This window comes from Cellulosimicrobium composti (assembly GCF_009711085.1).
GTDB classification, from domain to species: domain Bacteria; phylum Actinomycetota; class Actinomycetes; order Actinomycetales; family Cellulomonadaceae; genus Cellulosimicrobium; species Cellulosimicrobium composti.
Map to the genome: position 1 here is coordinate 23192 of NZ_WMKA01000014.1, position 24390 is coordinate 47581.

Sequence of the window (24390 nt, forward strand, 5' to 3'; positions counted from 1 at the left end):
CGTGGAGATCGGAACGGGGCGGCTCGTGGGCCGCGGGGTGGCGTGCGCGCTCGTGGGCGTGCTCGTCGGTCTCGTCGGCACCGTCGCCCACCGCGCGCACGTGCTCGTGGACCTGCCCGGGGGTGTCGGCGCGGGCATCGTGCTCGCGCTCCTGGCCGTCCTCGCCGCGGGGATCCTCTCGCGTGCCTGGGGCGGGCTGGCCGGTCTCCTCGGTTTCGGCATCGGGTGGGTCGTCGTGGTGCAGCTCCTGTCCCTCGAGGGTCCCGGCGGCGACGTGCTCGTGCCCAGCGAGCCCGTGGGCTACGTGTGGATCTACGGCGGCCTCCTCGTCGTCGCGGCGGTCGCGTTCCTCCCGCGCTCGTGGTTCAGCGACCGGCCCGTCCGTCCGGCGCTCCACGGGCGTCCCACCAGGCACGACGGACCCGAGGACCCTCTCGCGTCCCGCTAGAATTCGCGGTGCGGATCCCCGCACACCCCTCGTCGTCGCGCGGACACCCGCGCGCCTTTCGTCACGGAGACAGTGGATGGGCCAGCCGACCGACCGAGACGCCGATCCCGACTCGCCCTCGACCGCCGAACCGGAGACCGCCGCGACCCGGCCGGGCCCCGACGGCGCCGCCGACGTGACCGGGACGCCGGTCGAGGACGCGCCCGACGCCGCGTCCGCCTCCCCGGTGACGGCCGCCCCGGACGAGGCGTCCGGTGACGTCGCCACCACGCCCGAGGCCCCGACGTCGGGACACGACGGCGCCCCGGCCGTCGCACGGGCCCCCGAGGAGAGCCCTGCGCCTGACGCCGCACAGCCGACCGCCGACGACGCGCCCCCCGCGCCGGGGACGGACGCGCCCGCCGCACCGGCCGACGCCGCACCGGCCGACGCGGCGCCGGCAGACGCGACGTCCGTCGGCGGCGGTCCCGTCGCCGCGAGCCCCGCCGCTGCAGCCGACGCGGCCCCCACCGCAGCGTCCGACGCGGCCCCCGCCGCAGCGTCCGACGCGACCCCCACCGTCGCGACTCCCGCCGCCGCGCCCGAGCCCACCGTCGGTGCTGTTCCCTCCGACGCGGCTCCCGCTGACGCGGCTCCTGCCGCCCCGGGGGCCGCCGCGTCGGGCAGCACGCCCGCGTCGGCGCCGCGCGACGGGGAGCCGACCACGGACGACCACGCCGCCCCGGCGACGCAGGCGACGCCCCGGCCCGCCACTGCGGAGGACGCGGCACCTGCCGACGCAGCGGTGTCCGCCGAGACCACCGCCGGAGCGCCCGCGTCCGACGAGCCTGCCGCGCCGGCGGGGACGGGCGGCGCGAGCGACTCGGTCCCGACGACCGGTGACGAGGCCGCGACGTCGTCCGTACCGACCACGCCTGCCCCGGCGAGCGTCACGGCGCCGACCCCTGCGACGGCGAACGAGTCCGCTCCGACCGCTCCGACCACTCCGGCCGCTCCGGCCGCTCCGACCACTGCGGCGAGCGGCGACGCTCCGACCGCCGCGGCGGCGAGCGGCACCGCCGCGTCCGCGCCGTCCGGGGCCGCGCAGGCCGCGGCCGACGAGGACGACGAGCCCTACGTGCCGCGCGTCTTCGCGTTCGACCCCGACGTGCCCGCGGTGCTCGTCCCGCCGCCCGGCGGTGAGCCGTCCGCTCCCGCTACGTCGTCCGGACCGGCCGAGCCGGCCGAGCCCGCCTCGGCCGCCGGTGACCGCACCGCCGTCGTGCCCGTGGTGCCGCCGCAGGACCAGCCCGCCGCCGCCCCGGCGACGCCCACGTCCGCCGGATCGGCGTCCGGACCTGCGGGGTCGGCGTCCGGACCCGCCGGGTCGGCGCCCGCGGAGCCACCCGCGGGGGAGCAGGGCGCCTCGGACGCGACGCAGGTGATCCCGCCGGTCGCGCCGTGGACCCGGCCCGAGCCCGTCGTGCGCACGTCGATCCGCCCGACCCCCGCGACGGACGCGCCCACCACGGCGACGCCCGCGTCCGCGGCGACCCCTGCGGAGCCGGCGTCGGGTGCCCCGGCGCAGCCCGCCGCGGCGTCCTCGCCGGTCGTCGGCTCCGTCGCGCTGCCCCCCGGGACGTTCGGCCCCGTGCCGCCCGACGAGTCGCGCCAGGAGTCGCCGTTCGAGGGCTTCGAGGAGGACGCCCCCCGGCGCGGCTGGGTCCGCGGCCTGCTGTGGACCGGCGTGGGCGTGCTCGTCCTCGGCGGCCTGTACACCGGGGCGCAGTGGTTCTTCTCGGACAAGGTGCCGAGCGGCACGAGCGTCGCGGGCGTCGACGTCGGCGGCCTGACGCGGACGGCCGCGCAGGAGCGCCTGGAGGCCGAGCTCGGCCCGCGCGCCGCCGAGCCCGTCACGCTCGCGGCGGGCGAGGCGAGCACGACGCTCGACCCGGCGACCGCCGGGCTGACCTTCGACGCCGCGGCGACGGCCGAGGAGCTCACGGCGTTCTCGATGAGCCCGGCGCGCCTGTGGCAGCACCTGTTCGGCGGGCAGGACGAGGCCCCGGTCGTCGCGGTGGACGACGCGGCGCTCGACGCGCAGGTCGAGACGCTGCGCGGGAGCCTCGAGATCGCGCCGGTCGACGGGACCGTGCAGTTCGTCGACGGTGCCCCGACGAGCACCCCTGCTGCGGACGGCTCGGCGCTCGTCGCGGACGAGGTGCCCGGCGTCATCACGTCGAGCTGGCTCGTCACCGAGGGCCCGGTCGAGCTGCCGACGGAGCCCGTCGAGCCGGCGATCACGCAGGACGAGACCGACGCGGCGCTCGCGCAGGCGCAGAAGGTCGTGTCCGCGCCGGTCGTCGTCTCGGTCGGCGGCCAGTCGCCCGAGCTGCCCCCCGAGGCGCTCGCCGCCGCGGCCTCGTTCCCGGCCACGGACGGGGTGCTCTCCCTGACGTTCGACGGCGCGGCGCTCGTGCAGGCGGTCGTCGACCGCACGAGCGACCTGCTCACGGCCGCCGACGACGCGCACTTCGTGTTCCGTGACGGCGCGCCCGTGATCGAGGGCGGCGCGCCCGGGACGACGATCGACCCCGAGGCGATCGCCGCGGCGGTCACGACGGCCGCGTCCGGCGACGAGCGCACGGCCACGGTCGAGCTCGTCGAGTCGGACCCTGAGCAGTCGGTCGCGGCCCTCGAGGCGCTGGGCGTCAAGGAGAAGGTCGCCGAGTTCTCGACGCCCGTCCCGAACGTGCCGGTGCGCACCGCGAACCTGCGGCGCGGCGCCGAGAAGGTCACGGGCACGCTCGTGAAGCCCGGCGAGACGTTCTCGCTCGTGGACACGCTGTCGCCGATCACCATCGAGGGCGGCTACTTCGCGGCGGGCATCGTCGAGAGCGGCCGGCACACCGAGGGCGTCGGCGGCGGTCTGTCGCAGATGGCGACGACCACGTACAACGCGGCGTTCTTCGCGGGGCTCGAGGACGTCGAGCACCGGCCGCACAGCTACTGGTTCGACCGGTACCCGGCCGGGCGCGAGGCGACGATCTTCGTCGGCTCGATCGACATGAAGTTCAAGAACGACACGCCCTACGGCGTCCTCATGCAGTCCTGGGTCGGCGGCGGGCAGCTGCACGTCGCGATCTGGAGCACGAAGTACTACGACGTCGAGACGTCGTCGAGCGGCAAGTCGAACGTGGTCCAGCCGACGACGGTCACGCACTCGGGAGCCGACTGCGCCCCCACGCCCGCGGGCAGCCCGGGCTTCTCCATCACGAACTACCGGAAGGTCTACCTCGAGGGCGAGCTCGTCAAGGACGAGTCGTACCGGTGGACCTACAAGCCGGACAACGCGGTCGTCTGCGAGTGAGCGACCCGGTCCGCACGACACACCACGGAGGTCCCATGCTCGGCCGCAGCGAACGGGAGTCGGGAGCGCAGGCGCTGCTCGCCGCGACGGCAGCGGGGTGGGTCGAGGGCGACCCCGCGGAGGCGGAGTCGCTCCTCGACCTCGGGTCGACGACGGCGACGCTGTCGACCGTCGCGAGCATCGACGGCCTCTCGGGCGTCGTGCACCTGGGCCACCCGGCGCAGCCGTCGCACGAGCTCGAGCGCGCGCTGCTCGCGGGCCCGCCGTCGCTCGTGCTCACGGGGGCGTCCGCGGTGCCGTCCCAGTGGGTGTGGGTCGGCCGCCCGACCGCGGCGCGCGACCTCACGGGCCACGTCGTGGTCGACGAGGCGGGGATGCGCGACCGCCGCCACGTGCTGCGGACCATGGGCGTCAGCCCGTCGCTCGTCCCGACGCGGACGACCCTGGAGGAGCGCGTCGCGCTCGCGGGACCGGACGGGAGCCTCGTCGTGGAGCGCTCGGTGGCCACGGGCACGCTCGCCGCGCTCGGGTACGCCGAGCTCGCGGGCAGCGAGCTGCTCGGCGAGGGCGCGCCGATCTGGTACGGGCTCCTCGAGAGCCGCGACACCCCGCCGCGTGCCGAGGGCGTGGCCCAGGTGTGGCTCGCGTTCGGCCCGCGCGACGACCACCGCGGGTCCCTGCAGGAGACGCTCGCGCTCGTGGCCCAGGCCGGGATCGACCTCCAGCACCTGCGCAGCCACCGCTCGCTGGCCGGTCCGCACATCTTCTTCTGCGCGTTCTCGTGCCCCGACGCGGGCACGCTCGACGCGCTCGTGGACGGCTTCGCCGAGCGCGGCGTCGCCCACCGTGTGCTCGCGGTCCTGCCGGGGCAGGACTTCGTCCCGGGCCCCGACGCGCTCGAGCCCCGATGGGCACCCGCCCCCGACCCCGCACGCGCGTGAGCGTCGTCGGGTACCTCGGCCCCGAGGGATCGTTCACCCACCAGGCGGCCGCCGCGTGGTCGGCCGCCCACGGGGACGACGCCCGGACCCTCGCGGCGCTCCCGACCGTCGCCGACGTCTTCGCGGGAGTCGCCGCAGGGGACGTCGCGCGCGGCGTCGTCGCGATCGAGAACACCGTCGAGGGCTACGTCGTCCCGTCGCTCGACGCGATCGTCGGCAGCGCGACGGTCGTCGCGGTCGACGAGGTCGTGCTCGACATCTCGTTCGACGCGTTCGTGCGGCCCGGGCACGGCGAGCTGACGGAGGTCGCAGCGCACCCGCACGGGCTCGCGCAGTGCCAGGGCTTCGTCCGCCGGGCCGGGCTGCGGCCCGTGCCCGCGTCGTCGAACGCCGCGGCGTGCCGCGACGCCGGTCCCCACCAGGTCGCGCTGGGCCCGACGATCTGCGGCGAGCTCTACGGGCTCGAGACCCTCGAGCGCGCCGTCGAGGACTTCGCGGGCGCGCGCACCCGGTTCCTCGTCCTCGCGCCGCGCGCGGAGGCGACCGGCGTCCTCGCGCGGGCGCGTGACGCGGGCGAGGCGCCGTGGCGCACGATGCTCGCGGTGACCCCGGTCGTCACCGGGCCGGGCGTCCTGGCGCGCATCACGCGGTCCTTCGGCGAGCGCGGCGTCAACATGTCGAGCCTCATCACGCGACCCCTCAAGGCCGTCGCGGGAACGTACGTGTTCGTGCTCACGGTCGACGGCGCCCCGTGGGACGCTCCCGTGCGCGCCGTGCTGGACGACCTCGTCCGGGCGGGTGACGCGCTGAAGACGCTCGGCGTCGTCCCGGCGCGCGGCGAGCTCGACGAGTCGGTCCACGCGGACGTCGACGCCGCGAACGTGCCCGTCGGGAGCGTCGACGCCTCGACCGGTGCCGCGGGCCTCGCCGAGGGGCTGCTGTGGTGACCGCGCCCGGCGCAGCGCCGACGCCGGGCCCGGTGCGCCGCGTCGGCGTCGTGGGCCTCGGGCTGGTCGGCGGGTCGGTCGCACGGCTGCTCCACGAGCAGGGCGTCGAGGTGACCGGGTACGACGCGACGGCCGCGACGCGCGCCGCGGCCCGGGCCGCGGGCCTGCGCGTCGCGGACGACGTCGCGGACGTGTGCGCGGGGGAGCCCGACGTCCTCGTGCTCGCGGTGCCGCTGCGGGCCATGCGGACCGTCGCGACCGAGGTCGCGCGGCACGTGCGCGGAGGGACCGTCGTGACGGACGTCGGCAGCGTCAAGGGTGCGGTGCGCGACGCGGTGACGAGCGCGGGCCTCGGCGCACGGTACGTGGGCGCGCACCCCATGGCCGGGACGGAGCACTCGGGCTTCGAGGCGTCCGACGCCGCGATGCTCGACGGCGCCCGGTGGGCCGTCACGGTCGACGGCACGACGACGCGCGAGGCGTTCGTCCGCGTCCTCGGCCTCGTCACGGGCCCGCTCGGCGGCACGGTGCACGTCCTCACCGACGACGTGCACGACGAGGCGACGGCGCTCATCAGCCACGTGCCGCACGTGCTCGCGACGGAGCTCCTGGGCGTCGTCGCGGACGCGCCGGTGCGCGACGTCGCGCTCGGGCTCGCCGCGGGCAGCTTCCGGGACGCGACCCGCGTCGGACGCACCGACCCGCGGCGCACCGAGGCGATGGTCACCGACAACGCGGCCTGGGTGGCGTCCGCGCTGCGGGTCGTCGTGCGCGACCTCGAGCAGCTCGTCCGGGCGCTCGAGACCAATGCGCCCGTGGGGGAGTTCTTCGACCGGCCCGAGCCCGTGCGAGCACCGGCGCCCGCCCCCGGCACCGGCGAGCGCCGCCGCGTCGAGCTCGACGACGCGGGCGCCTGGCGGTCGGCGCTCGCCGCGGCCGGGGCCCGGGGCGCGGTCGTCGTCGGCGTCGAGGACGGCGCGGTCGAGGTCGCCTGAGGCGGCGCGTCGGCGACCGCTCCCGGCCCGTGCGGTCGGGTCAGGCGGGGCGCCGCGGCGGGCGCGGCGGCACGGGCTTGCCGGCCACGATCGCGTCGAGCGGGACCACGACGAGGGGAGGGGCGTCGTCGTGCACCCCGTGACCCCGGTGCGGCGGCGCGCTGCCGCCCGCGTCCTCGCGCAGCACGAGCTCCGTGGCGGTCGTGCGCACGACGACCCCGATGACGTCGGTGAGCGGCTTGCCCGCGGCGGCCGCCTCGTCCTCGGGCAGGCGCCGGCGCACGACGACCCGCGTCCCGGGCGCCCACGAGGTCCACGGTGCGTCGGGCACGGGCGCTCCTCGCTGCGGGTGTGACGTTCGTCCACGGGCTGGTCAGGGATGGTCGGGGATCACCCGACCTGGGGGATACTAGTCCTGCATGCCCCTGTCGTGACCTGGCCCCTCCCCGGGCCGGGTCCGGACGAGCCAGCCAGAAAGGTACCCGGTCGTGACTTACGTGATCGCCCAGCCGTGCGTGGACGTCAAGGACAAGGCGTGCATCGAGGAGTGTCCTGTCGACTGCATCTACGAGGGCAAGCGGTCGCTGTACATCCACCCCGACGAGTGCGTCGACTGCGGCGCGTGCGAGCCCGTCTGCCCCGTGGAGGCCATCTACTACGAGGACGACGTGCCGACGGAGTGGAGCGACTACTACCGCGCCAACGTCGAGTTCTTCGACGACCTCGGCTCGCCCGGCGGCGCCGCGAAGATGGGTCTCATCGAGAAGGACGACCCGATGATCGCCGCCCTGCCGCCGCAGGCCTGAGACTCCCGCACCGCCACCCGTGGGACTCGCCGACCTCTCCGGCCTCGCCTACCCCTGGGACACCCTGACCCCGTACGCGGAGCGCGCCCGCGCGCACCCGCGGGGCATCGTGGACCTGTCGATCGGCACGCCCGTCGACCCGACGCCTGCCGTCGTGCGCGACGCGCTCGCCGCGGCGTCCGACGCCCACGGCTACCCGACGACGCACGGCACGCCCGCCCTGCGGGAGGCCGTCGCCGCGTGGTTCGCGCGCCGCCGCGGCGTGCCGGGCCTCGACCCGGACGCCGTGCTCCCCACCGTCGGGAGCAAGGAGCTCGTCGGCCTCCTGCCGTCGCTCCTGCGCCTCGGCCCGGGGGACGTCGTCGTGCACCCGTGCACGGCCTACCCCACGTACGACGTGGGCGCGCGCCTCGCCGGCGCGACGCCCCTCGCGACGGACGACGTCGACGCGTGGGCGGGGCGTGACGACGTGCGGCTCGTCTGGGTCAACTCGCCGAGCAACCCGACCGGCCGCGTGCTCGACGCCGCGCACCTCGCGCGCGTCGTCGCCGCGGCCCGCGAGATCGGCGCGGTCGTCGCGAGCGACGAGTGCTACGCCGAGCTCGCGTGGGATGCCCCTTACGCGGCGGACGGCGTGCCGAGCCTGCTCGACCCGGCGGTGTCGGGCGGGTCGCACGAGAGGCTCCTCGTCACGTACTCCCTGTCGAAGCAGTCGAGCATGGCCGGGTACCGCGCCGCGTTCGTGGCGGGCGACCCGGCGCTGGTCGCCGACCTGCTCGCGACGCGCAAGCACCTCGGCATGATCGTGCCCGCGCCCGTCCAGGCCGCGATGGTCGCGGCCCTGACCGACGACGCGCACGTCGCCGCCCAGCGCGAGGTCTACGCGCGCCGTCGCGAGGTCCTCGTCGAGGCGCTCGGAGCGGCAGGCCTCCAGATCGACCACTCGGAGGCCGGGCTGTACCTGTGGACGCGCCCCGCGGGCGACCACGACGGCGACTGCTGGCGCACCGTGTCCGACCTCGCCGACCTGGGCATACTGGTCGGACCGGGTGCGTTCTACGGACCGGAGGGTGCGGGGCACGTGCGCGTCGCGCTCACGGCGACGGACGAGCGCGTCCACGAGGCCGCCGCGAGACTCTCCGGAGCCTGAACTCTGACGTGATCTGCCTCACACCTGCGGGCGGTTCTCGTGACGGTTCAGGATTGGTCACGTGCGGGTGAAGCGGGGTACGGTCGACCGCGCGGCAACGGCGCGAGCAGCAGCAGGAAGGGAACCATGACCACCACTCAGCAGGCGAAGGTCCGCCTCCTCGTCGACGACCAGGCGCAGGACCTGCCCGTGGTCGCGGCGACGGAGGGCAACGACGGCATCGTCGTGTCCTCCTTGCTCAAGTCGACCGGCCTGGTGACGGTCGACCCCGGGTTCATGAACACCGCCTCGTGCGAGTCGAGCATCACCTACATCGACGGTGAGGCCGGCATCCTGCGGTACCGCGGGTACCCCATCGAGCAGCTCGCCGAGCAGTCGAGCTTCCTCGAGGTCGCGTACCTGCTCATCCACGGCGAGCTCCCGGACGCCCCGACCCTCGACGCCTTCGTCGAGCGCGTCAACCGCCACACGCTCGTGCACGAGGACTTCCGCACGTTCATGGGCACGTTCCCGCGGGGCGCGCACCCCATGGCCGTGCTGTCGTCCGCGATCAACGCGCTGTCGACGTTCTACCCCGAGTCGCTCGACCCGTTCGACGACGAGACGGTCGAGCTCGCGACGGTCCTGCTCCTCGCGAAGACGCGCACCATCACGTCGTACCTGCACCGCCGCCGCGTGGGCGAGCCGCTGCTGTACCCCGACTACTCGCGCGGCTACGTCGACGACTTCCTGCGCATGACGTTCGCGACGCCGTACCAGCAGTACGAGGCCGACCCGGTCGTCGTCGACGCGCTCGACAAGCTGCTCATCCTCCACGCGGACCACGAGCAGAACTGCTCGACCTCCACGGTCCGCGTCGTCGGCTCCTCGCACGCCAACCTCTACGCGTCCGTCGCCGCCGGCGTCAACGCACTCTCCGGCCCGCTGCACGGCGGCGCGAACGAGTCGGTGCTGACGATGCTCGACAAGATCGCTGGCGCCGAGTACGACGTCGACACCTTCATGAAGAAGGTGAAGAACAAGGAGGACGGCGTCCGCCTCATGGGCTTCGGCCACCGGGTCTACAAGAACTACGACCCGCGCGCGGCCATCGTGAAGAAGTCCGCCGACGCCGTGCTCTCGACCCTCGGCAAGAAGGACCAGCTCCTCGACATCGCCATGGGCCTCGAGGAGATCGCGCTCAACGACGACTACTTCATCGAGCGCAAGCTCTACCCGAACGTCGACTTCTACACGGGCCTCATCTACAAGGCCATGGGCTTCTCGCCCGCGATGTTCACGCCGCTCTTCGCGCTGGGCCGCATGCCCGGCTGGATCGCGCAGTGGCGCGAGATGATGAAGGACCCGCAGACCAAGATCGGCCGCCCCCGCCAGGTCTACGTCGGCGAGACCGAGCGCGACTACGTCCCGGTCGCCGACCGCTGACACCCGCTTCCCCGGACGCCGCGTCGCTCACCCCTCGGTGAGCGACGCGGCGTCCGTCGTCGTGGCGACCGTGTGCCGGGCCGGGTGCGTCGACGGTCCCCGTGGTGGTCGCCGTGGTGCCACCGCGTCGCCCAGGCTCAGTCGGCGGGGTCGGGCGCGGCGACCTGGACGCGGACGCGGCCGGGGTCGAGCGGGGTGGACGTCTCGGGGTCGAGCGTGACCCAGGTGGAGTCGTCGCGGGACCAGCGGCGGTCGGCGACGTCGACGGCGACGACGTTCGTCGCGTCGGCGGTCGCGACGGCCCACTGGGCGACGGCCCACGCGGCGCGGGCCGGGCCGTCGTCCTCGCCCGCGCCGGGAAGGCCGGTCGTGTCGACGGCGACGGTGCTGGTGTCGCCGTCGACCGGCGCGACGCGGGCGCCGTCGCCGAGGTCGCGCGCGAGGCGGTCCCGGAACGGCTGCGTGGGCGGGGTGTCGGCGTCGAGCTCGGTCGCGGCGACGGGCGCGAGGTCGCACGTGAGCGACGCGGGGGACCACCCGGTGAGCGCGGACGCCCACGCGCGCGACCGGGGCTCGTGCTGGGCGTAGGCGTCGGGGAACGCGGACCGCTGGACGGTCTGCGCGGCGACGGTGACCTCCATGGCCTCGTAGCCGTCGACGGTCTCGAGGACGTCGTAGAACGCGTTGGTCGAGTAGACGGGGTCCATGATCTGCTCGACGCTGCCCCAGCCCTGCGAGGGACGCTGCTGGAAGAGTCCGACGGAGTCGCGGTCGCCGTAGTCGATGTTGACGAGCCGGGACTCCTGGAGCGCGGTCGCGAGCCCGATGGTCGCGGCGCGGGCAGGGAACCCGCGCCGCACGGCGGTGCCGGCGACGAGGGCGGCGTTGTCGGCCTGCGTCACGGACAGGTACCAGGTGCGGCCGTCCGCGGTGGCGGCGCACCGTTCGGCGACGGGTGTCTCGTCGTCGAGGCGGTTGAGCGCGACGACGACGGCACCCGTCCCCACCGCGGCCACCACGAGGAGGGTGACCGCGGCGCGGAGGGGGCGTCGGCGTCGGGCCCGGGCACGACCGGCGTCGGGCACGTCCCGCGGTCGCGGGTCGGGGGTGCTGGTCATGCCGGGGCCGTGGTGCTCGTGCGGGGGTTCAGTTCGCGTGCAGCGCGGCGTTGAGCTCGACGCCCGCGCCGGTGCGCGAGACCGCCTCGACCCCGCCCGTGAGGGAGTTGCGCCGGAAGAGGATGCCGGAACGGCCCGCGAGGTCGCGCGCCTTGACGACGAGCGGGGCGCCCGCGTCGTCGGTCTGCCCGACGACGGTCACCTTGGTCCCGGCGGTGACGTACAGGCCGGACTCGACGACGCAGTCGTCACCGAGCGGGATGCCGAGGCCGGCGTTGGCCCCGAGGAGGGAGCGCCGGCCGACGGAGATGACCTCGCGGCCGCCGCCGGAGAGCGTGCCCATGATGGACGCGCCGCCGCCGACGTCGGACCCGTCGCCGACCACGACGCCCGCGGAGATGCGGCCCTCGACCATCGAGGTGCCGAGCGTGCCCGCGTTGAAGTTGACGAAGCCCTCGTGCATCACGGTCGTGCCGGGGGCGAGGTGCGCGCCGAGGCGCACGCGGTCGGCGTCGGCGATGCGGACGCCCGAGGGGACGACGTAGTCGACCATGCGAGGGAACTTGTCCACGCCGTACACGGTGACGGGCTGCCCGGTGGCGCGCAGGCGCAGCCGCGTCTCCTCGAAGCCGTCGACGGCGCACGCGCCGTGGTTGGTCCACACGACGTTGGCGAGGACGCCGAAGAGCCCGTCGAGGTTGAGCCCGTGCGGCACGACGAGGCGGTGGGACAGCAGGTGCAGGCGCAGGTACGCGTCGGCGGTGTCCGCGGGCGCGGCGTCGAGGTCGATCTCGGTGCGCACGACGACGACGTCGACGCCGCGTACCTCGTCGCGCTCGGTGAGGGCGTCGAGCGAGGCGGGGGCGGTCGGGTCGGCCGGCGCGGTGCCGAGGGCCGGGGAGGGGTACCAGACGTCGAGGGTCGTGCCGTCGTCGGCGACGGTCGCCAGGCCGAAGCCCCACGCCGTCCGCGGCTCGGAGGCGGCCGCCGTGGCGGCGGTCGCGGGGGTCGCAGAAGTCATGCGCACCACCCTATCCGCCGCCGGTAGGGTGCTGGCGTGACCTCTCCTGTCCGCGGTACCACGCCCGTGCTCGACCTCGACGGCGACCTCGTCGCGCTCTTCCGCGCGGTGTGCGACGTCCCGTCCGTGAGCGGGACGGAGGGGGCGCTCGCCGACGCGGTCGAGGCCGCGCTGCGCGCGTACCCGCACCTGGAGGTCGTGCGCGACGGCGACGCGGTCGTCGCGCGCACGACGCTCGGGCGCGACCGGCGCGTCGTGGTCGCGGGCCACCTGGACACGGTGCCGCTCACCGACCCGCCGAACCTGCCGACGCGCGTCGTGGGGGAGGGCGCGCACGCGGAGGTGTGGGGCCGGGGCACGGTCGACATGAAGGGCGGCGTGGCGGTCGCCCTGGCGCTCGCAGCCGAGCTCGACGCACCCGCGCAGGACGTCACCTGGGTGTTCTACGACAACGAGGAGGTCGCGGCCGACCTCAACGGCCTCGGGCGGCTCGCCCGCACCCGCCCGGACCTGCTGGAGGCGGACTTCGCGGTGCTCGGCGAGCCGACGTCCGCCGGCCTGGAGGGCGGGTGCAACGGCACGCTGCGCGCGGAGGTGCGCGTGCCGGGCGTCGCGGCGCACTCCGCGCGCGCGTGGACGGGGCACAACGCGATCCACGCGGCGCACGAGGTGCTCGACCGCCTCGCCGCGTACGTCCCGCAGGAGATCGAGGTCGACGGGCTCGTGTACCGCGAGGGCATGAACGCGGTCGGGATCCGCGGGGGGATCGCGGGCAACGTCGTCCCGGACGAGTGCGTGGTCACGGTCAACTTCCGGTTCGCGCCGTCGCGCACGGTCGCGCAGGCCGAGGCGCACGTGCGCGAGCTGTTCGACGGCTTCGAGGTCGTGCTCGCGGACGCGGCGCCGGGCGCCCGTCCCGGCCTCGACGACCCGCTCGCGGCCGACTTCGCGGCGGCGGTGCTGGGCGTGACGGGCGGGGCCCCGGCCCCGAAGTACGGCTGGACCGACGTCGCGCGGTTCGCGGAGCTGGGCGTCCCGGCCGTGAACTTCGGCCCCGGCGACCCGCTGCTCGCGCACAAGGACGACGAGCGGTGCCCCGTGGGCCAGCTCGCGCTGTGCCGCGACGCGTTGCGTGCGTGGCTCACCGCCGCCCCCGCGGCATAGGCTCGTGACCATGAGCGACACGGTGCGTGACCAGCCAGGTTCCGACGACGGCGTGCCCCAGGCCGGGACCGGGTACCGCAAGGGGCCGGTCCTCCTGCGCGGCGACCAGATCCCGCGCCAGACGACGGACCAGCGCCTGCTCGACTCGCGGGGGAGCGCCGACTGGGTGCACTCCGACCCGTGGCGCGTCATGCGGATCCAGAGCGAGTTCGTCGAGGGTTTCGGCGCGCTCGCGGAGGTCGGTCCGGCGGTGTCCGTGTTCGGGTCCGCGCGCACGAAGCCGGACCACCCGGACTACGCGCTCGCCGAGGACGTCGGCCGGCGGCTCGTCGACGAGGGCTTCGCGGTCATCACGGGCGGCGGCCCGGGCATCATGGAGGCGGCGAACAAGGGGGCGTCCGAGGCAGGCGGCCTGTCCGTGGGCCTCGGGATCGAGCTGCCCTTCGAGCAGGGCATGAACCGGTACGTCAACCTCGGCGTGAACTTCCGTTACTTCTTCGCGCGCAAGACGATGTTCGTCAAGTACGCCCAGGGCTTCGTCGTCCTGCCGGGCGGGTTCGGGACGTTCGACGAGCTGTTCGAGGCGCTCACGCTCGTCCAGACGCACAAGATCACGGAGTTCCCGGTCGCGCTCGTGGGCACCGACTACTGGAGCGGCCTGATCGACTGGGCGCGCGACGCCGTCGTGGGGCGCGGCATGATCAGCGCGCACGACCTCGACCTCGTCCACCTGTGCGACGACCCCGCCGAAGCCGTCGAGTACGTGTGCGCGCGGGGCGCGGAGCTGCGCGCCGAGGAGCTCGAGGCCACCGAGGAGCTCGCGCGCTCCCAGGCCGGCGACGCGAGCTGACGGACGCGTCGCGATGGCCTCGCCCGGGCCCGGCGCGTCCGGTGCGCCGACCGACGAGCACCCCGACGACGTGGCCGTGCCGCTGCCGCCGCTCGGCGTGCCGCCCCGCGGCACGTCGCTCGTCCTGCGCGGGAGGGTCCTCGACCGTCCGGCGGTGATGGCGATCGTCAACCGCACGGACGACTCGTTCTACGCCGGCGCCCGCCAGCTCGACGACCGGGCCGCTCTCGCCGCGGTCGAGCGCGCGGCGACCGAGGGCGCCGAGATCCTCGACGTGGGCGGCGTGCGCGCCGGCGTCGGCCCCGAGGTCACGCCCGTGGAAGAGGTCCGGCGCGTCGTGCCGTTCGTCGAGCGCGTGCGCGCCGAGTTCCCCGACCTGCTCGTGAGCGTCGACACGTGGCGTGCCGAGGTCGCGCACGAGGCGGCGCTCGCGGGCGCCGACCTGATCAACGACACGTGGGCGGGCCACGACCCTCACCTCGTCGAGGTCGCGGGGCAGCACGGGGTGGGGGTCGTGTGCTCCCACACCGGGGGCGCGCGGCCCCGCACCGACCCGTACCGCGTCGCCTACCCGGCGCGCCCCGGCGCGGCCGACCCGCGCGACGGCGTCGTGCAGGACGTCGTGGCGACGGTGCGCACCGCGGCGGAGCGCGCGGTCGCGTGCGGTGTCCCGCGGGCGTCGGTCCTCGTGGACCCGACGCACGACTTCGGCAAGAACACGTGGCACTCGCTGCACCTCCTGCGCCGCACGGAGGTGCTCGCCGGGCTGGGCTTCCCGCTGCTCATGGCGCTGTCGCGCAAGGACTTCGTGGGCGAGACGCTCGACCTGCCCGCGGACGAGCGGCTCGAGGGCACGCTCGCCGCGACGGCGGTCGCGGCGTGGCTCGGCGCGCGCGTGTTCCGGGCGCACGACGTCGCGGCGACCCGCCGCGTGCTCGACCTCGTCGCCGCGGTCCGGGACGAGGCCGCGCCCGCGGCCGCGGTCCGGGGCCTCGCGTGACGACGTCGCTCGCCGCTGCGTCGCGCGCGCGGCTCGCGCGCCCCACGACCTGGCCCTGGTGGACGCAGGTCCTCGCGGTCTACGCCCTCGCGCGCGGCGTGAGCGCCGGGATCCTCCTCGTCGTCGCGCGCGCCCAGGAGGCGAACCTCTGGACGGACGCGGCGCCGTCGTACACGGCGTACGTGGCGCGCATGTGGGACGCGAGCTGGTACGAGCAGATCTACGCGAGCGGCTACCCCGACACGCTCCCCGTCGGCGCCGACGGCGCCGTGCAGCAGAACGTCTGGGCGTTCTTCCCGCTCTTCCCCGCGCTCGTGCGCGCGCTCGACGCCGTCACGGGCCTCGGGTGGGACGTGCTCGCCCCGACGGTCGCGCTCGTGTGCGGCGCCGGGGCCGCGCTCGTGATCCACCGCCTCGTCGCCACCGCCGGTGCGGCGGCCGTCGCGCGGCGGCCGGGCCTCCCGCTCGCGACCGTCCTGCTCGTGAGCGTCTTCCCGTCGAGCCCCGTGCTGCAGGTCGCCTACACGGAGTCCCTCGCGCTGCTCCTCGTGGCGGCCGCGCTGCTGCTGCTCGCGCGGCGCCGCTACGGGTGGGCCGCGCTCGTGATCGTCCTGCTCGGCCTCTCGCGCGCCGTCGCGCTGCCGATGGCCGCGGTCGTGGTGTGGCACGGGGTCGTGCGGTGGCGCCGGGGCGGGCTCGCCGCCGCCGACGCCGCGCGGCTCGGCGCGCTGCTCGTCGCGTCCCTCGCCGCCGGGCTCGTGTGGCCGTGGCTGTGCACCGTCGTCACGGGCGTGCACCAGGGGTACTTCCGCACGCAGGAGGCGTGGCGCGGCGGCGCGGAGGTCGTGCCGTTCGTCCCGTGGGTGGACGTGTCGCGGTGGCTCGCGGGCGACGCCGGCCCGTGGCTCCTGGTGCTCGTCCTCCTCGCCGCGGCCGCGCTCGTCCTCAACCCCGTCGCGGCGCGGCTGGGCCCCGAGATGCACGCGTGGTCCGGCGCGTACCTCGCGTACCTCGTCGCCGCCGTCCAGCCGGGGACGTCGCTCGTGCGGTTCCTCCTCCTGGCGTTCCCGCTCGCCGCGGTCACCGCGGGGTGGACGCGCTCGCGCGCGTGGCTCGGCGCGGTCGTCGTGGCGTCCGTCGCGGGCCAGGCGTGGTGGGTCTGGTCGCTGTGGCGCCTCGTCCCGCCGTCGGGCTGGCCGCCGTGACCGGCACGCCCGAGATGTCGGCAGTCGTGAACTAGACTGTTCCCCGGGCGTCGTCCGAGGTCGGACGCCCCTCCTCGCGCGTGCGGGGTGGACTCGGGACAACGGAAATGGAGAGCCATCGATGGCTGCGATGAAGCCGCGGACGGGTGACGGACCGCTGGAGGTCACCAAGGAGGGGCGAGGCATCGTCATGCGGGTCCCGCTCGAGGGTGGTGGACGCCTGGTGGTCGAGCTCAACGCGACCGAGGCCAGCGAGCTGGGTGAGGCGCTCCAGGCCGTGGTGGGCTGATTGCCCGCACGTGACCGCCGGAACCCCGGCACCCCGACGCCCGGCCGCACGCCGCCCGAGGTGGTCGGCGCCCGGGGCCGGCTGAGCGACGCCGCCCTCCTCGACGACGCGCAGGTCGACGCCGTCGTGGTCGCCGTCGCGCCGCCCCGCGAGGCGGACGACGGGCTCCAGCCGCGGTCCGGCACGATCGACGCGACGCTGCGGTACGGCGTCGACCTCGCCGAGCTCGCCGAGCGTGCGGGCGGGCCCGGCTTCCGCGGCGCGTCGGGGGAGGTCGCGCGGGTCGACCTGCCGCGCGTGCACGCCGGCTCGACGACCCGGCTGCCCTGGGCGGGCCTGCCGCCACGCCTCCTGCTGCTCGGCGTCGGGTCGGGCACCGCGCTCGACCTGCGGCGCGCGGGCGCGGCCCTCGCGCGCGTGTCTCGTGGTCTCGATCGGGTCGTGAGCGCCGCGACGGCGGACGCCGGTCCCGAGGGCGTCCGCGCCTTCGTCGAGGGCTACCAGCTCGCCGCGTACACCCAGCCCCGGCGCACCGCCGCCGAGAAGGGCGCGGACGCCGAGGCGCCCGCCGCGCAGCTCGTCCTGCTCACGCCCGAGGACCAGCCGGACGTCACGCCGTCGGTCGAGGCCGCGAGCCGTGCCGTGGAGGCCACCTGGCTCGTCCGCGACCTCGCCAACACGCCGTCCGACGTCAAGGACCCGGCGTGGTTCGCCGACCGCGCGGCGGAGCTCGCCGACGGCCTGGGGCTCGACGTCACCGTGCGCGGGCCGGCAGAGCTCGAGCGCGAGGGCTTCGGCGCGATCCGCGCGGTGGGCGGCGGGTCCGCCCGGCCGCCCCGGCTCGTGACGCTCACCTACGACCCCGTCGACCACGGCGTCGTCGCGCCCGGCACGGCCGCCCGGCACGTCGTCGTCGTCGGCAAGGGCATCACGTACGACACGGGCGGGCTGTCCATCAAGCCGCGCGAGGCGATGGTGCCCATGAAGACCGACATGGCGGGGGCCGCCGTGGCGCTCGCCGTCGTGCTCGGCGCCGCCCGCGCGCGCTCGGACCGGCGCGTCACCGCGGTGCTCCCGCTCGCGGAGAACCACGTGGGCGCGGCGTCGTACCGCCCCGGGGACGTGGTGCGCACGTGGTCGGGCCGGACGGTCGAGGTCGCCAACACCGACGCCGAGGGTCGCCTCGTGCTCGCCGACGCGATCGGGTACGCGGTGCGCGACCTCGCACCGGACGTCCTCGTCGACGTCGCGACGCTCACAGGCGCGGCGACGCTCGGTCTCGGCCGCGGGCACGCCGCGCTCTTCGCCACGGACGACGACGTCGCCGGGACGATCGAGGAGGCCGCGGCGACCACGGGCGAGCGCGTGTGGCGCATGCCGCTCGTCGAGGACTACGCGGGCGCGCTGCGCTCCGAGGTCGCCGACCTCCGGCACGTCCCGGCGGAGAACCCGGGTGGGGGCGCGATCACGGCTGCGCTGTTCCTGCGCGAGTTCGCGGGTGACGTCCCGTGGGCGCACCTCGACGTGGCCGGTCCCGCGCGCGCGACGGCGGACCGCCACGAGGTCGTGACGGGCGCGACGGGGTTCGGCGCACGGCTCCTGCTCGAGGCGCTCGGCACTCTCTGAGCCGCGGCGCGACCCCTGTGCCGCTCGGGGGAGGGACGCGCCCGGGTCAGCGCCGCACGGCGAGCAGGAGCCCGTCGCCGCTCGGCAGGAGCGCCGGGAGCACGCGCTCGTCCGACCGCAGCGACCGGCCGACCTCACGGACGATCGTCGTCACCTCGTCGCGGCGCGCCGGGTCGGCGACCCGGTCGTGCGAGAGGGCGCCGTCCACGGCGAGGACACCGCCGGGCCGCAGCAGACGCAGGCCCTGCTCGACGTACTCCGGGTAGCTGTGCTTGTCCGCGCCCACGAGCACGAGGTCGTACGCGCCGTCGGTCAGGCGGGGGAGGACCTCGCTCGCGCGGCCCGGGATCGTCCGGGTGCGTGCGGACGGCACGCCCTCCTCGGCGAACGCCTCCTTCGCGGCGCGCTGGTGCTCGACCTCGACGTCGATCGTCGTGAGCACGCCGTCGGCGGGCATGCCGCGCAGGAGCCAGATCGACGCCACGCCCGTGCCGGTGCCGATCTCGACGACGGCGCGCGCCGCCAGCGACGCGGCGAGCACCTGGAGCACGGCGCCGACGCCCGGCAGGACGGCGGGGCAGCCGAGCTCGGCGGCGCGGTCGCGCGCACGCAGGAGCACCTCGTCCTCGGGGACGAACTCCTCGCTGTACACCCAGCTCGCCGCCTTGGCGCTGCGGTGGGTGCCGACGTCGCTGGTGATCGCTGCCTCCTGGTGGTCCCTCGTGCGGTGCGCCCGCGGGTGCGGACCGGGCGTGCTGTCTCGGATCGTACCCGCCACCCCCGACGCCGGCCCGTTCCCGCGCCGCCGCGGGTGTGCGTGCGCCGTGGACGTCGCGCGGACGTCCGGCGGGGGAGAGGGGAACACCACCGGGGTGCCGGGCGTTCTTCTGGGACGATGGACCACGTGGACGACGCAGGACCAGGCAGCAGCACGCACGGCACGGACGAGGGCGCGTGGGTCGCGCCGTCGTGGGACGCGATCGTCCGCGAGCACTCCGCGCGGGTCTACCGGCTCGCCTACCGCCTGACGGGAAACCGGCACGACGCCGAGGACCTCACGCAGGAGACGTTCGTCCGGGTGTTCCGCTCGCTGTCGAGCTACACGCCCGGGACGTTCGAGGGCTGGCTCCACCGGATCACGACCAACCTCTTCCTCGACCAGGTGCGTCGCAAGCAGCGCATCCGCATGGAGGCGATGGGCGACGACGACGGGCAGTACCCGGCGCGCGTCGAGGCCCAGCCGGAGCGCGGGTTCGAGCACACGCACCTCGACCACGACGTGCAGCGCGCGCTCGACGCGCTCTCGCCCGAGTACCGCGCGGCCGTCGTCCTGTGCGACATCGAGGGCCTGTCCTACGAGGAGATCGCCGTCACGCTGGGCATCAAGCTCGGCACGGTCCGCTCGCGGATCCACCGCGCGCGCTCGCAGCTGCGCGCCGCGCTCCCGCACCGCGACCCCGCCGACCGTCCCGCGTCGGACGGCGCCCCGACGCCCGTGGCCGCCCGGGGGGTGGCGTGACGCACCTCGGGTCCCGGCTCTCCGCCCTCGTCGACGGGCAGCTCTCGCCCGCCGAGGCGGAGCGCGCGCTCGAGCACGTGGCCGCGTGCGCGCGCTGCGCGGCCGAGCTGTCCGCGGCGCGCGCCGCGCGGCGCGCCCTGAGCTCGGCCGGACCGGTCGAGCCCGCCCCCGACCTCGCCGCCCGCTTGCTCGCGCTGTCCGCGCAGATCCCCCCGAGCGAGGGCGACCCGCTGCGGTCCGCGCCCGTCGCGGTCGACCCCTGGTCCCAGCCCGTGCCGCTGCCGCGCGGGGAGTGGAGCGGCGAGGTGCGCCGCGGGTCCGTGCGGCGGCGCGTCGCCGGGCTCGTCGTCGCCGGGGTGGGGGTCGCGGCCGTCGGGCTCTTCGCGCTCGGCGAGAGCCCGCTCGTCACGCCCGACCTGCACCGCAGCGACCCTCTGCGCGTGCTCGCTCAGGCGACGCCCCGCACGACCGGTGCGCATGTCGTCGGCGGCGCGCGCACCGAGCCGGCCGGTGAGCCCGGGACGGGCCCCGTCGCCGTCGAGGACGCGGGGGCCGTCCTCGAAGCGCTCGACGACCAGGGGTGGACGTGCCCGACGGCGCTCCCGCCCGGGTTCGAGCTCGTCGACGTGCGCGACGACGCCGCGCGGCACCTCCTCGAGCTCGACCTCGCCGCCCCGGACGGCGAGGCGGTCGTGCGCGAGCAGGCCGGGCTGCTCGACGCCTCGGCGCTCGCGGGCGCCGAGACGTGGGACGTGGACGGGCGACGCGTCCACGTGCTGTCCGACGAGCCGTGGCACGTCGTGTGGCAGTCGGGCGACACCGTGATCGACGTCGTCGCGGACACCGAGCAGGAGACGGTCGCCGCCCTCGTGGCGGCCTTCCCGGCGCGTGACTACGATGCCGGGGTCCCGGCGCGCATCTCCCGGGGCTGGACGACGATGACAGGAGCGCTCGGCACCTCATGACCGACCCCCGCACCGGCGGCCCGGAGCACCCCGACGCGCGCGAGGCGGCGCCCAACCCGTTCGCGCCCCCGTCGACGTACCGCAGCGTCTCGCCCGTCCCGCCGTCGACTCCGGCGGGACCCGGGCCCGTCCCGCCACCGCCCGTCGTGGGGCCGGGCCCCGGCTCCACGTCGGCCTCCCCGGGCGCTCCTGCGCCCGGCACGGGCGCGACGGCCACGCCGGGCGTCGAGCCGGCGCCGGCCGCGTCGGGGCCGACGCCCCCGGCCGACCCCTGGGAGACGCTGCGTGCGTTCGGCGAGCCCGAGCCGCCGACCGCCCCGGACCGACCCGGCGGCTCGGTCGACCCGACCCTCGTCGCCGCGCCGGGCGCCGCCTCGCGCGGTGCGGGGCGTCGAGGGATCCGTCCGGCGGCGGTCGCGGGCGTCGCCGCGCTCGCGCTCGTCGCGGGCGGGGTCGGCGGCGTCGCCGCGGACCGGCTCCTCGACGACCGCGCGCCCGGCGCGTTCACGTCGTCGCTGCCGCCCGCGAGCGTCGAGCCGGGCGCCGACCGTCCGGCCGGGTCCGTCGCGGACATCGCCGCGAGCGTGCTCCCGAGCGTCGTCTCGCTCCAGGTCCGCGGCGCGGAGGGGGTCGCGACGGGCTCGGGCTTCGTGCTGCGCGAGGACGGGTACATCCTCACCAACAACCACGTCGTCGCCGGGGCGGCCGACGGGGGCGAGGTCGTCGTGCTGTTCTCCGACGGGCACGAGAGCCCCGCAGAGCTCGTGGGCCGCACGGTCGACTACGACCTCGCGGTCGTCAAGGTCGAGGACTCCGGACTCACGCCGCTCGCGCTCGGGGACTCCGACGACGTGGTCGTGGGCGACCCCGTGGTCGCCGTCGGCGCGCCGCTGGGGCTCAACGGCACCGTGACCACCGGCATCATCAGCGCCCTCAACCGGCCGGTCCAGGCGGGCGCGGCCGCCGAGACCGCGTTCATCAACGCGATCCAGACCGACGCGGCCATCAACCCCGGCAACTCGGGCGGCCCGCTCGTCAACGGGCGCGGGGAGGTCGTGGGCATCAACTCGGCGATCGCGCAGCCGCCCGGGAGCACCGCGGCCACGGGGAGCATCGGTCTCGGCTTCGCCATCCCGTCCAACCAGGCGAGGCGCACCGCCGAGCAGCTCATCGCGGACGGCGTCGCGACCTACCCCGTGATCGGCGTGCTCCTCGACCAGCGCTACCAGGGCGAGGGCGTCCAGGTCTCGACCGACTCGCAGCAGGGCACGCCCGCCGTGACGCCCGACGGCCCGGCCGACGCGGCCGGCATCCGCCCCGGGGACGTCATCCTGTCGATCGACGGGCGGCCCGTCACGGAGTCCGACGAGCTCATCGTCGCGATCCGCGCGAAGGCCCCCGGCGACGCCGTGACGCTGCGCGTGCGGACGGGGGACCGGGAGCGCGACGTGCGCGTCGTCCTCGACGAGGCCACGAGCGAGTAGTCTGTCCGCGTGTTCGGGATCAACGGAGCAGAGTTCATCGTGCTCCTCGTCGTGGCGGTCGTCGTCATCGGTCCCGAGCGCCTGCCCCGGTACGCCGAGCAGCTCGGCTCGTTCGTGCGCTCCGCGCGCGGGTACCTCCAGGACGCGAAGGCCCGGGTCGACGCCGAGATCGGCGAGGAGATCGCGGACGTCGACTGGTCCAAGCTCGACCCGCGCCAGTACGACCCGCGCCGCATCGTCCGTGAGGCGCTCCTCGACGACGAGCCGGTGCGCGAGCGCGTCGCCCCGCCGCCGCCCCGTGCGCCCTCCGCGGCGCCCCTGGACGGCCCCGCGCCGTTCGACGACGAGGCGACCTGAGCCGCGCCGCTCCCGCTCGGGGGCGGAAGGCGATTCGTTCCGGCGCGGCACCACCTGTCAGAATGGGGCAATGTCCATGGAGGCGACGCACATCGGTTCGGCACCGGTCCCGGTGACCACGCAGGAGGCCGGAGCACCGGCCGGCACCCGCCCACGGATCCTCTCGGGCATGCAGCCCACCGAGGACTCCCTGCAGCTCGGGAACTACATCGGCGCGCTGCGCCAGTGGGTCGCCCTCCAGGACTCCTACGACGCGCTGTACTGCGTGGTCGACCTCCACGCGCTCACCGTCAACCCCGACCCCGAGCGTCTGCGCGAGCGCACGCGCCGCACCGCCGCGCAGTACCTCGCGGGCGGCGTCGACCCGGAGCGGTCGGCCCTGTTCGTCCAGTCCCACGTGCCGCAGCACGCCGAGCTGTCGTGGGTGCTGTCGTGCCAGACGGGCTTCGGCGAGGCCGGGCGCATGACCCAGTTCAAGGACAAGTCCGCCAAGCAGGGTGCCGACGGCACGACGGTCGGCCTGTTCACCTACCCGGTCCTCATGGCGGCGGACATCCTCCTGTACGACGCGGCGCTCGTGCCCGTCGGGGAGGACCAGCGCCAGCACCTCGAGCTCACGCGCGACCTGGCGGTGCGCCTCAACACGCGCTTCGGCGAGGGGACGGCGGTCGTGCCGGAGGCGCACATCGTGCGGTCCGTGGCCAAGATCTACGACCTGCAGGAGCCGACGGCGAAGATGAGCAAGTCGTCGTCCAACGGCAAGGGCGTCATCTGGCTGCTGGAGGACCCGAAGGTCGCCGCGAAGCGGATCCGCTCGGCCGCGACCGACTCGGACACGGAGATCCGGTACGACCCGGTCGCCAAGCCGGGCGTCTCGAACCTCCTCACCATCTACTCCGCGCTCACGGGGCGCGACGTCGAGGCCATCGCCGCCGAGTACGACGGCCAGGGCTACGGCCGGCTCAAGGTCGACCTCGCGGACGTCGTGGTCGACTTCCTCGTGCCGTTCCAGGAGCGCGCGAACGCCTACCTCGCGGACCCGGCCGAGCTCGACGCCGTCCTCGCGCGCGGCGCGCAGAAGGCCCGCGAGATCGCCGCGGGCACCCTCGCCCGGATCTACGACCGCGTCGGTCTCCTGCCCGTCGGAGGGCCGGCGGCGTGAACCTCCCGGAGCGTGGTCCGGACCAGGTCCGGATCGGCATCGCGATCGAGGTGCCCGAGCCGTTCGCGACGCAGCTCCAGGACGCGCGCGCCCGGTTCGGGGACCCGCTCGCGCGCTCGATCCCGCCCCACGTCACGCTCCTCGGCCCTACGGTGCTCGACCCGTCCGAGCTGGACGCCGCGCGGGCCCACCTCGCCGCGGTCGCCGCGACGGCGGCGCCGTTCCAGGTCCACCTGCGGGGGAGCGCGACCTTCCGGCCGATCTCGCCCGTCGTCTTCATCCAGGTGGTCGAGGGCATCGCCGAGTGCGAGCACCTGGAGCGCACCATCCGGACCGGCCCGCTCGCCCAGGAGCTGCGGTTCAACTACCACCCGCACGTGACCGTCGCGCACGAGGTGCCCGACGCCGCGCTCGACGCCGCGTTCGACGAGATGGCCACGTACGAGGCCCGGTTCGAGGTCGCCGGTTTCTCGCTCTACGAGCACGGCGACGACGGGGTCTGGCGGCCCGAGCAGGTCTTCCCGCTCACCGCGGATGCCGGGACGGCGACCGGCTCGTAGGGTGCGGGG

Annotated in this window: 24 protein-coding genes; 20 read left to right on the top strand and 4 right to left on the bottom strand. The window is 75.8% G+C overall.

The features are described from left to right. The first annotated feature begins 1 nt into the window (after position 1). The 5 genes from GJV82_RS08170 (at position 2) to GJV82_RS08190 (ending at position 6680) form a co-directional block, all read left to right on the top strand. Positions 2–448, top strand: a complete 447-nt coding sequence (locus tag GJV82_RS08170) for a hypothetical protein (protein WP_196217208.1) — start codon at positions 2–4, stop codon at positions 446–448. Between the two features lie 76 nt (positions 449–524). Beyond that, on the top strand, positions 525–3797 hold the full coding sequence (locus tag GJV82_RS19990; RefSeq protein WP_225873207.1) for a VanW family protein: 3273 nt from the start codon (positions 525–527) through the stop codon (positions 3795–3797). Between the two features lie 35 nt (positions 3798–3832). Next, entirely contained in the window at positions 3833–4738 is a 906-nt protein-coding gene (locus GJV82_RS08180) for a hypothetical protein (RefSeq protein WP_155098886.1), read from the top strand. Continuing rightward, complete coding sequence (locus GJV82_RS08185; protein WP_318657424.1) at positions 4735–5685, top strand: prephenate dehydratase; 951 nt, start codon at positions 4735–4737, stop codon at positions 5683–5685. The genes GJV82_RS08180 and GJV82_RS08185 overlap by 4 nt, the downstream gene beginning before the upstream one ends. After that, a complete protein-coding gene (locus GJV82_RS08190; RefSeq protein WP_318657425.1) occupies positions 5682–6680 on the top strand; it encodes a prephenate dehydrogenase in 999 nt (332 codons plus the stop codon). The genes GJV82_RS08185 and GJV82_RS08190 overlap by 4 nt, the downstream gene beginning before the upstream one ends. Positions 6681–6720: 40 nt before the next feature. Here the strand turns inward: GJV82_RS08190 and GJV82_RS08195 are convergent, their stop codons facing one another. After that, positions 6721–7011 carry a putative acetyltransferase gene (locus GJV82_RS08195; RefSeq protein WP_024841121.1) on the bottom strand — a complete coding sequence of 97 codons (291 nt, stop codon included), beginning with the start codon at positions 7009–7011 and terminating at the stop codon, positions 6721–6723. A 157-nt stretch (positions 7012–7168) separates the two neighbouring features. On the opposite strand from GJV82_RS08195, the gene fdxA reads away from it, so the two are divergent. The 3 genes from fdxA (at position 7169) to GJV82_RS08210 (ending at position 10061) form a co-directional block, all read left to right on the top strand. Continuing rightward, complete coding sequence (gene fdxA / locus GJV82_RS08200; protein ID WP_024841122.1) at positions 7169–7486, top strand: ferredoxin; 318 nt, start codon at positions 7169–7171, stop codon at positions 7484–7486. 19 nt (positions 7487–7505) lie between these two features. After that, positions 7506–8636: a succinyldiaminopimelate transaminase gene (gene dapC / locus GJV82_RS08205; RefSeq protein ID WP_318657426.1), complete on the top strand. Its 1131-nt coding sequence runs from the start codon at positions 7506–7508 to the stop codon at positions 8634–8636. Positions 8637–8762: 126 nt separating this feature from the next. Next, positions 8763–10061: a citrate synthase gene (locus GJV82_RS08210; protein ID WP_024841124.1), complete on the top strand. Its 1299-nt coding sequence runs from the start codon at positions 8763–8765 to the stop codon at positions 10059–10061. Between the two features lie 137 nt (positions 10062–10198). On the opposite strand, the gene GJV82_RS08215 is transcribed toward GJV82_RS08210, so the two are convergent. Together GJV82_RS08215 and dapD are read right to left on the bottom strand one after the other, a co-directional pair. Continuing rightward, positions 10199–11179, bottom strand: a complete 981-nt coding sequence (locus tag GJV82_RS08215; protein ID WP_155098888.1) for a hypothetical protein — start codon at positions 11177–11179, stop codon at positions 10199–10201. A gap of 28 nt (positions 11180–11207) precedes the next feature. Further along, positions 11208–12200: a 2,3,4,5-tetrahydropyridine-2,6-dicarboxylate N-succinyltransferase gene (dapD, locus tag GJV82_RS08220; protein ID WP_051471756.1), complete on the bottom strand. Its 993-nt coding sequence runs from the start codon at positions 12198–12200 to the stop codon at positions 11208–11210. 36 nt (positions 12201–12236) lie between these two features. Between dapD and dapE the strand changes: the two genes are divergently transcribed. From dapE to GJV82_RS08250, 6 genes are all read left to right on the top strand, one after another. Further along, positions 12237–13364 (top strand): succinyl-diaminopimelate desuccinylase, encoded by a 1128-nt coding sequence (dapE, locus tag GJV82_RS08225; protein WP_312028563.1) that lies wholly within the window; start codon positions 12237–12239, stop codon positions 13362–13364. 10 nt (positions 13365–13374) lie between these two features. Continuing rightward, entirely contained in the window at positions 13375–14214 is an 840-nt protein-coding gene (locus tag GJV82_RS08230; RefSeq protein WP_034604596.1) for an LOG family protein, read from the top strand. A 13-nt stretch (positions 14215–14227) separates the two neighbouring features. Next, a complete protein-coding gene (gene folP, locus GJV82_RS08235; RefSeq protein ID WP_155098889.1) occupies positions 14228–15214 on the top strand; it encodes a dihydropteroate synthase in 987 nt (328 codons plus the stop codon). Beyond that, positions 15211–16419, top strand: a complete 1209-nt coding sequence (locus GJV82_RS08240; RefSeq protein ID WP_155098890.1) for a hypothetical protein — start codon at positions 15211–15213, stop codon at positions 16417–16419. Before folP ends, GJV82_RS08240 begins: the two co-directional genes overlap by 4 nt. A gap of 121 nt (positions 16420–16540) precedes the next feature. Next, positions 16541–16708, top strand: a complete 168-nt coding sequence (locus GJV82_RS08245; RefSeq protein ID WP_064506638.1) for a DUF3117 domain-containing protein — start codon at positions 16541–16543, stop codon at positions 16706–16708. Then, a complete protein-coding gene (locus tag GJV82_RS08250) occupies positions 16709–18334 on the top strand; it encodes a leucyl aminopeptidase family protein (RefSeq protein WP_155098891.1) in 1626 nt (541 codons plus the stop codon). A 46-nt stretch (positions 18335–18380) separates the two neighbouring features. Here GJV82_RS08250 and GJV82_RS08255 read toward each other — a convergent pair whose 3' ends face one another. Next, positions 18381–19034, bottom strand: a complete 654-nt coding sequence (locus GJV82_RS08255) for an O-methyltransferase (protein ID WP_179151516.1) — start codon at positions 19032–19034, stop codon at positions 18381–18383. A 195-nt stretch (positions 19035–19229) separates the two neighbouring features. Here GJV82_RS08255 and sigE point away from each other — a divergent pair, with 195 nt between their 5' ends. From sigE to GJV82_RS08285, 6 genes are all read left to right on the top strand, one after another. Continuing rightward, complete coding sequence (sigE, locus tag GJV82_RS08260; RefSeq protein WP_155098892.1) at positions 19230–19853, top strand: RNA polymerase sigma factor SigE; 624 nt, start codon at positions 19230–19232, stop codon at positions 19851–19853. After that, positions 19850–20818, top strand: a complete 969-nt coding sequence (locus GJV82_RS08265) for a zf-HC2 domain-containing protein (RefSeq protein ID WP_318657428.1) — start codon at positions 19850–19852, stop codon at positions 20816–20818. The genes sigE and GJV82_RS08265 overlap by 4 nt, the downstream gene beginning before the upstream one ends. Beyond that, positions 20815–22302 (top strand): trypsin-like peptidase domain-containing protein, encoded by a 1488-nt coding sequence (locus GJV82_RS08270; RefSeq protein WP_155098893.1) that lies wholly within the window; start codon positions 20815–20817, stop codon positions 22300–22302. The genes GJV82_RS08265 and GJV82_RS08270 overlap by 4 nt, the downstream gene beginning before the upstream one ends. Positions 22303–22311: 9 nt before the next feature. Then, positions 22312–22659 carry a twin-arginine translocase TatA/TatE family subunit gene (locus GJV82_RS08275; protein WP_024841136.1) on the top strand — a complete coding sequence of 116 codons (348 nt, stop codon included), beginning with the start codon at positions 22312–22314 and terminating at the stop codon, positions 22657–22659. Positions 22660–22735: 76 nt separating this feature from the next. Beyond that, the gene (gene trpS / locus GJV82_RS08280; RefSeq protein ID WP_024841137.1) at positions 22736–23821 is read left to right on the top strand and encodes a tryptophan--tRNA ligase; all 1086 of its coding nucleotides are present in this window, start codon (positions 22736–22738) and stop codon (positions 23819–23821) included. Next, on the top strand, positions 23818–24381 hold the full coding sequence (locus GJV82_RS08285) for a 2'-5' RNA ligase family protein (RefSeq protein ID WP_318657429.1): 564 nt from the start codon (positions 23818–23820) through the stop codon (positions 24379–24381). The genes trpS and GJV82_RS08285 overlap by 4 nt, the downstream gene beginning before the upstream one ends. Positions 24382–24390: the final 9 nt, after the last annotated feature.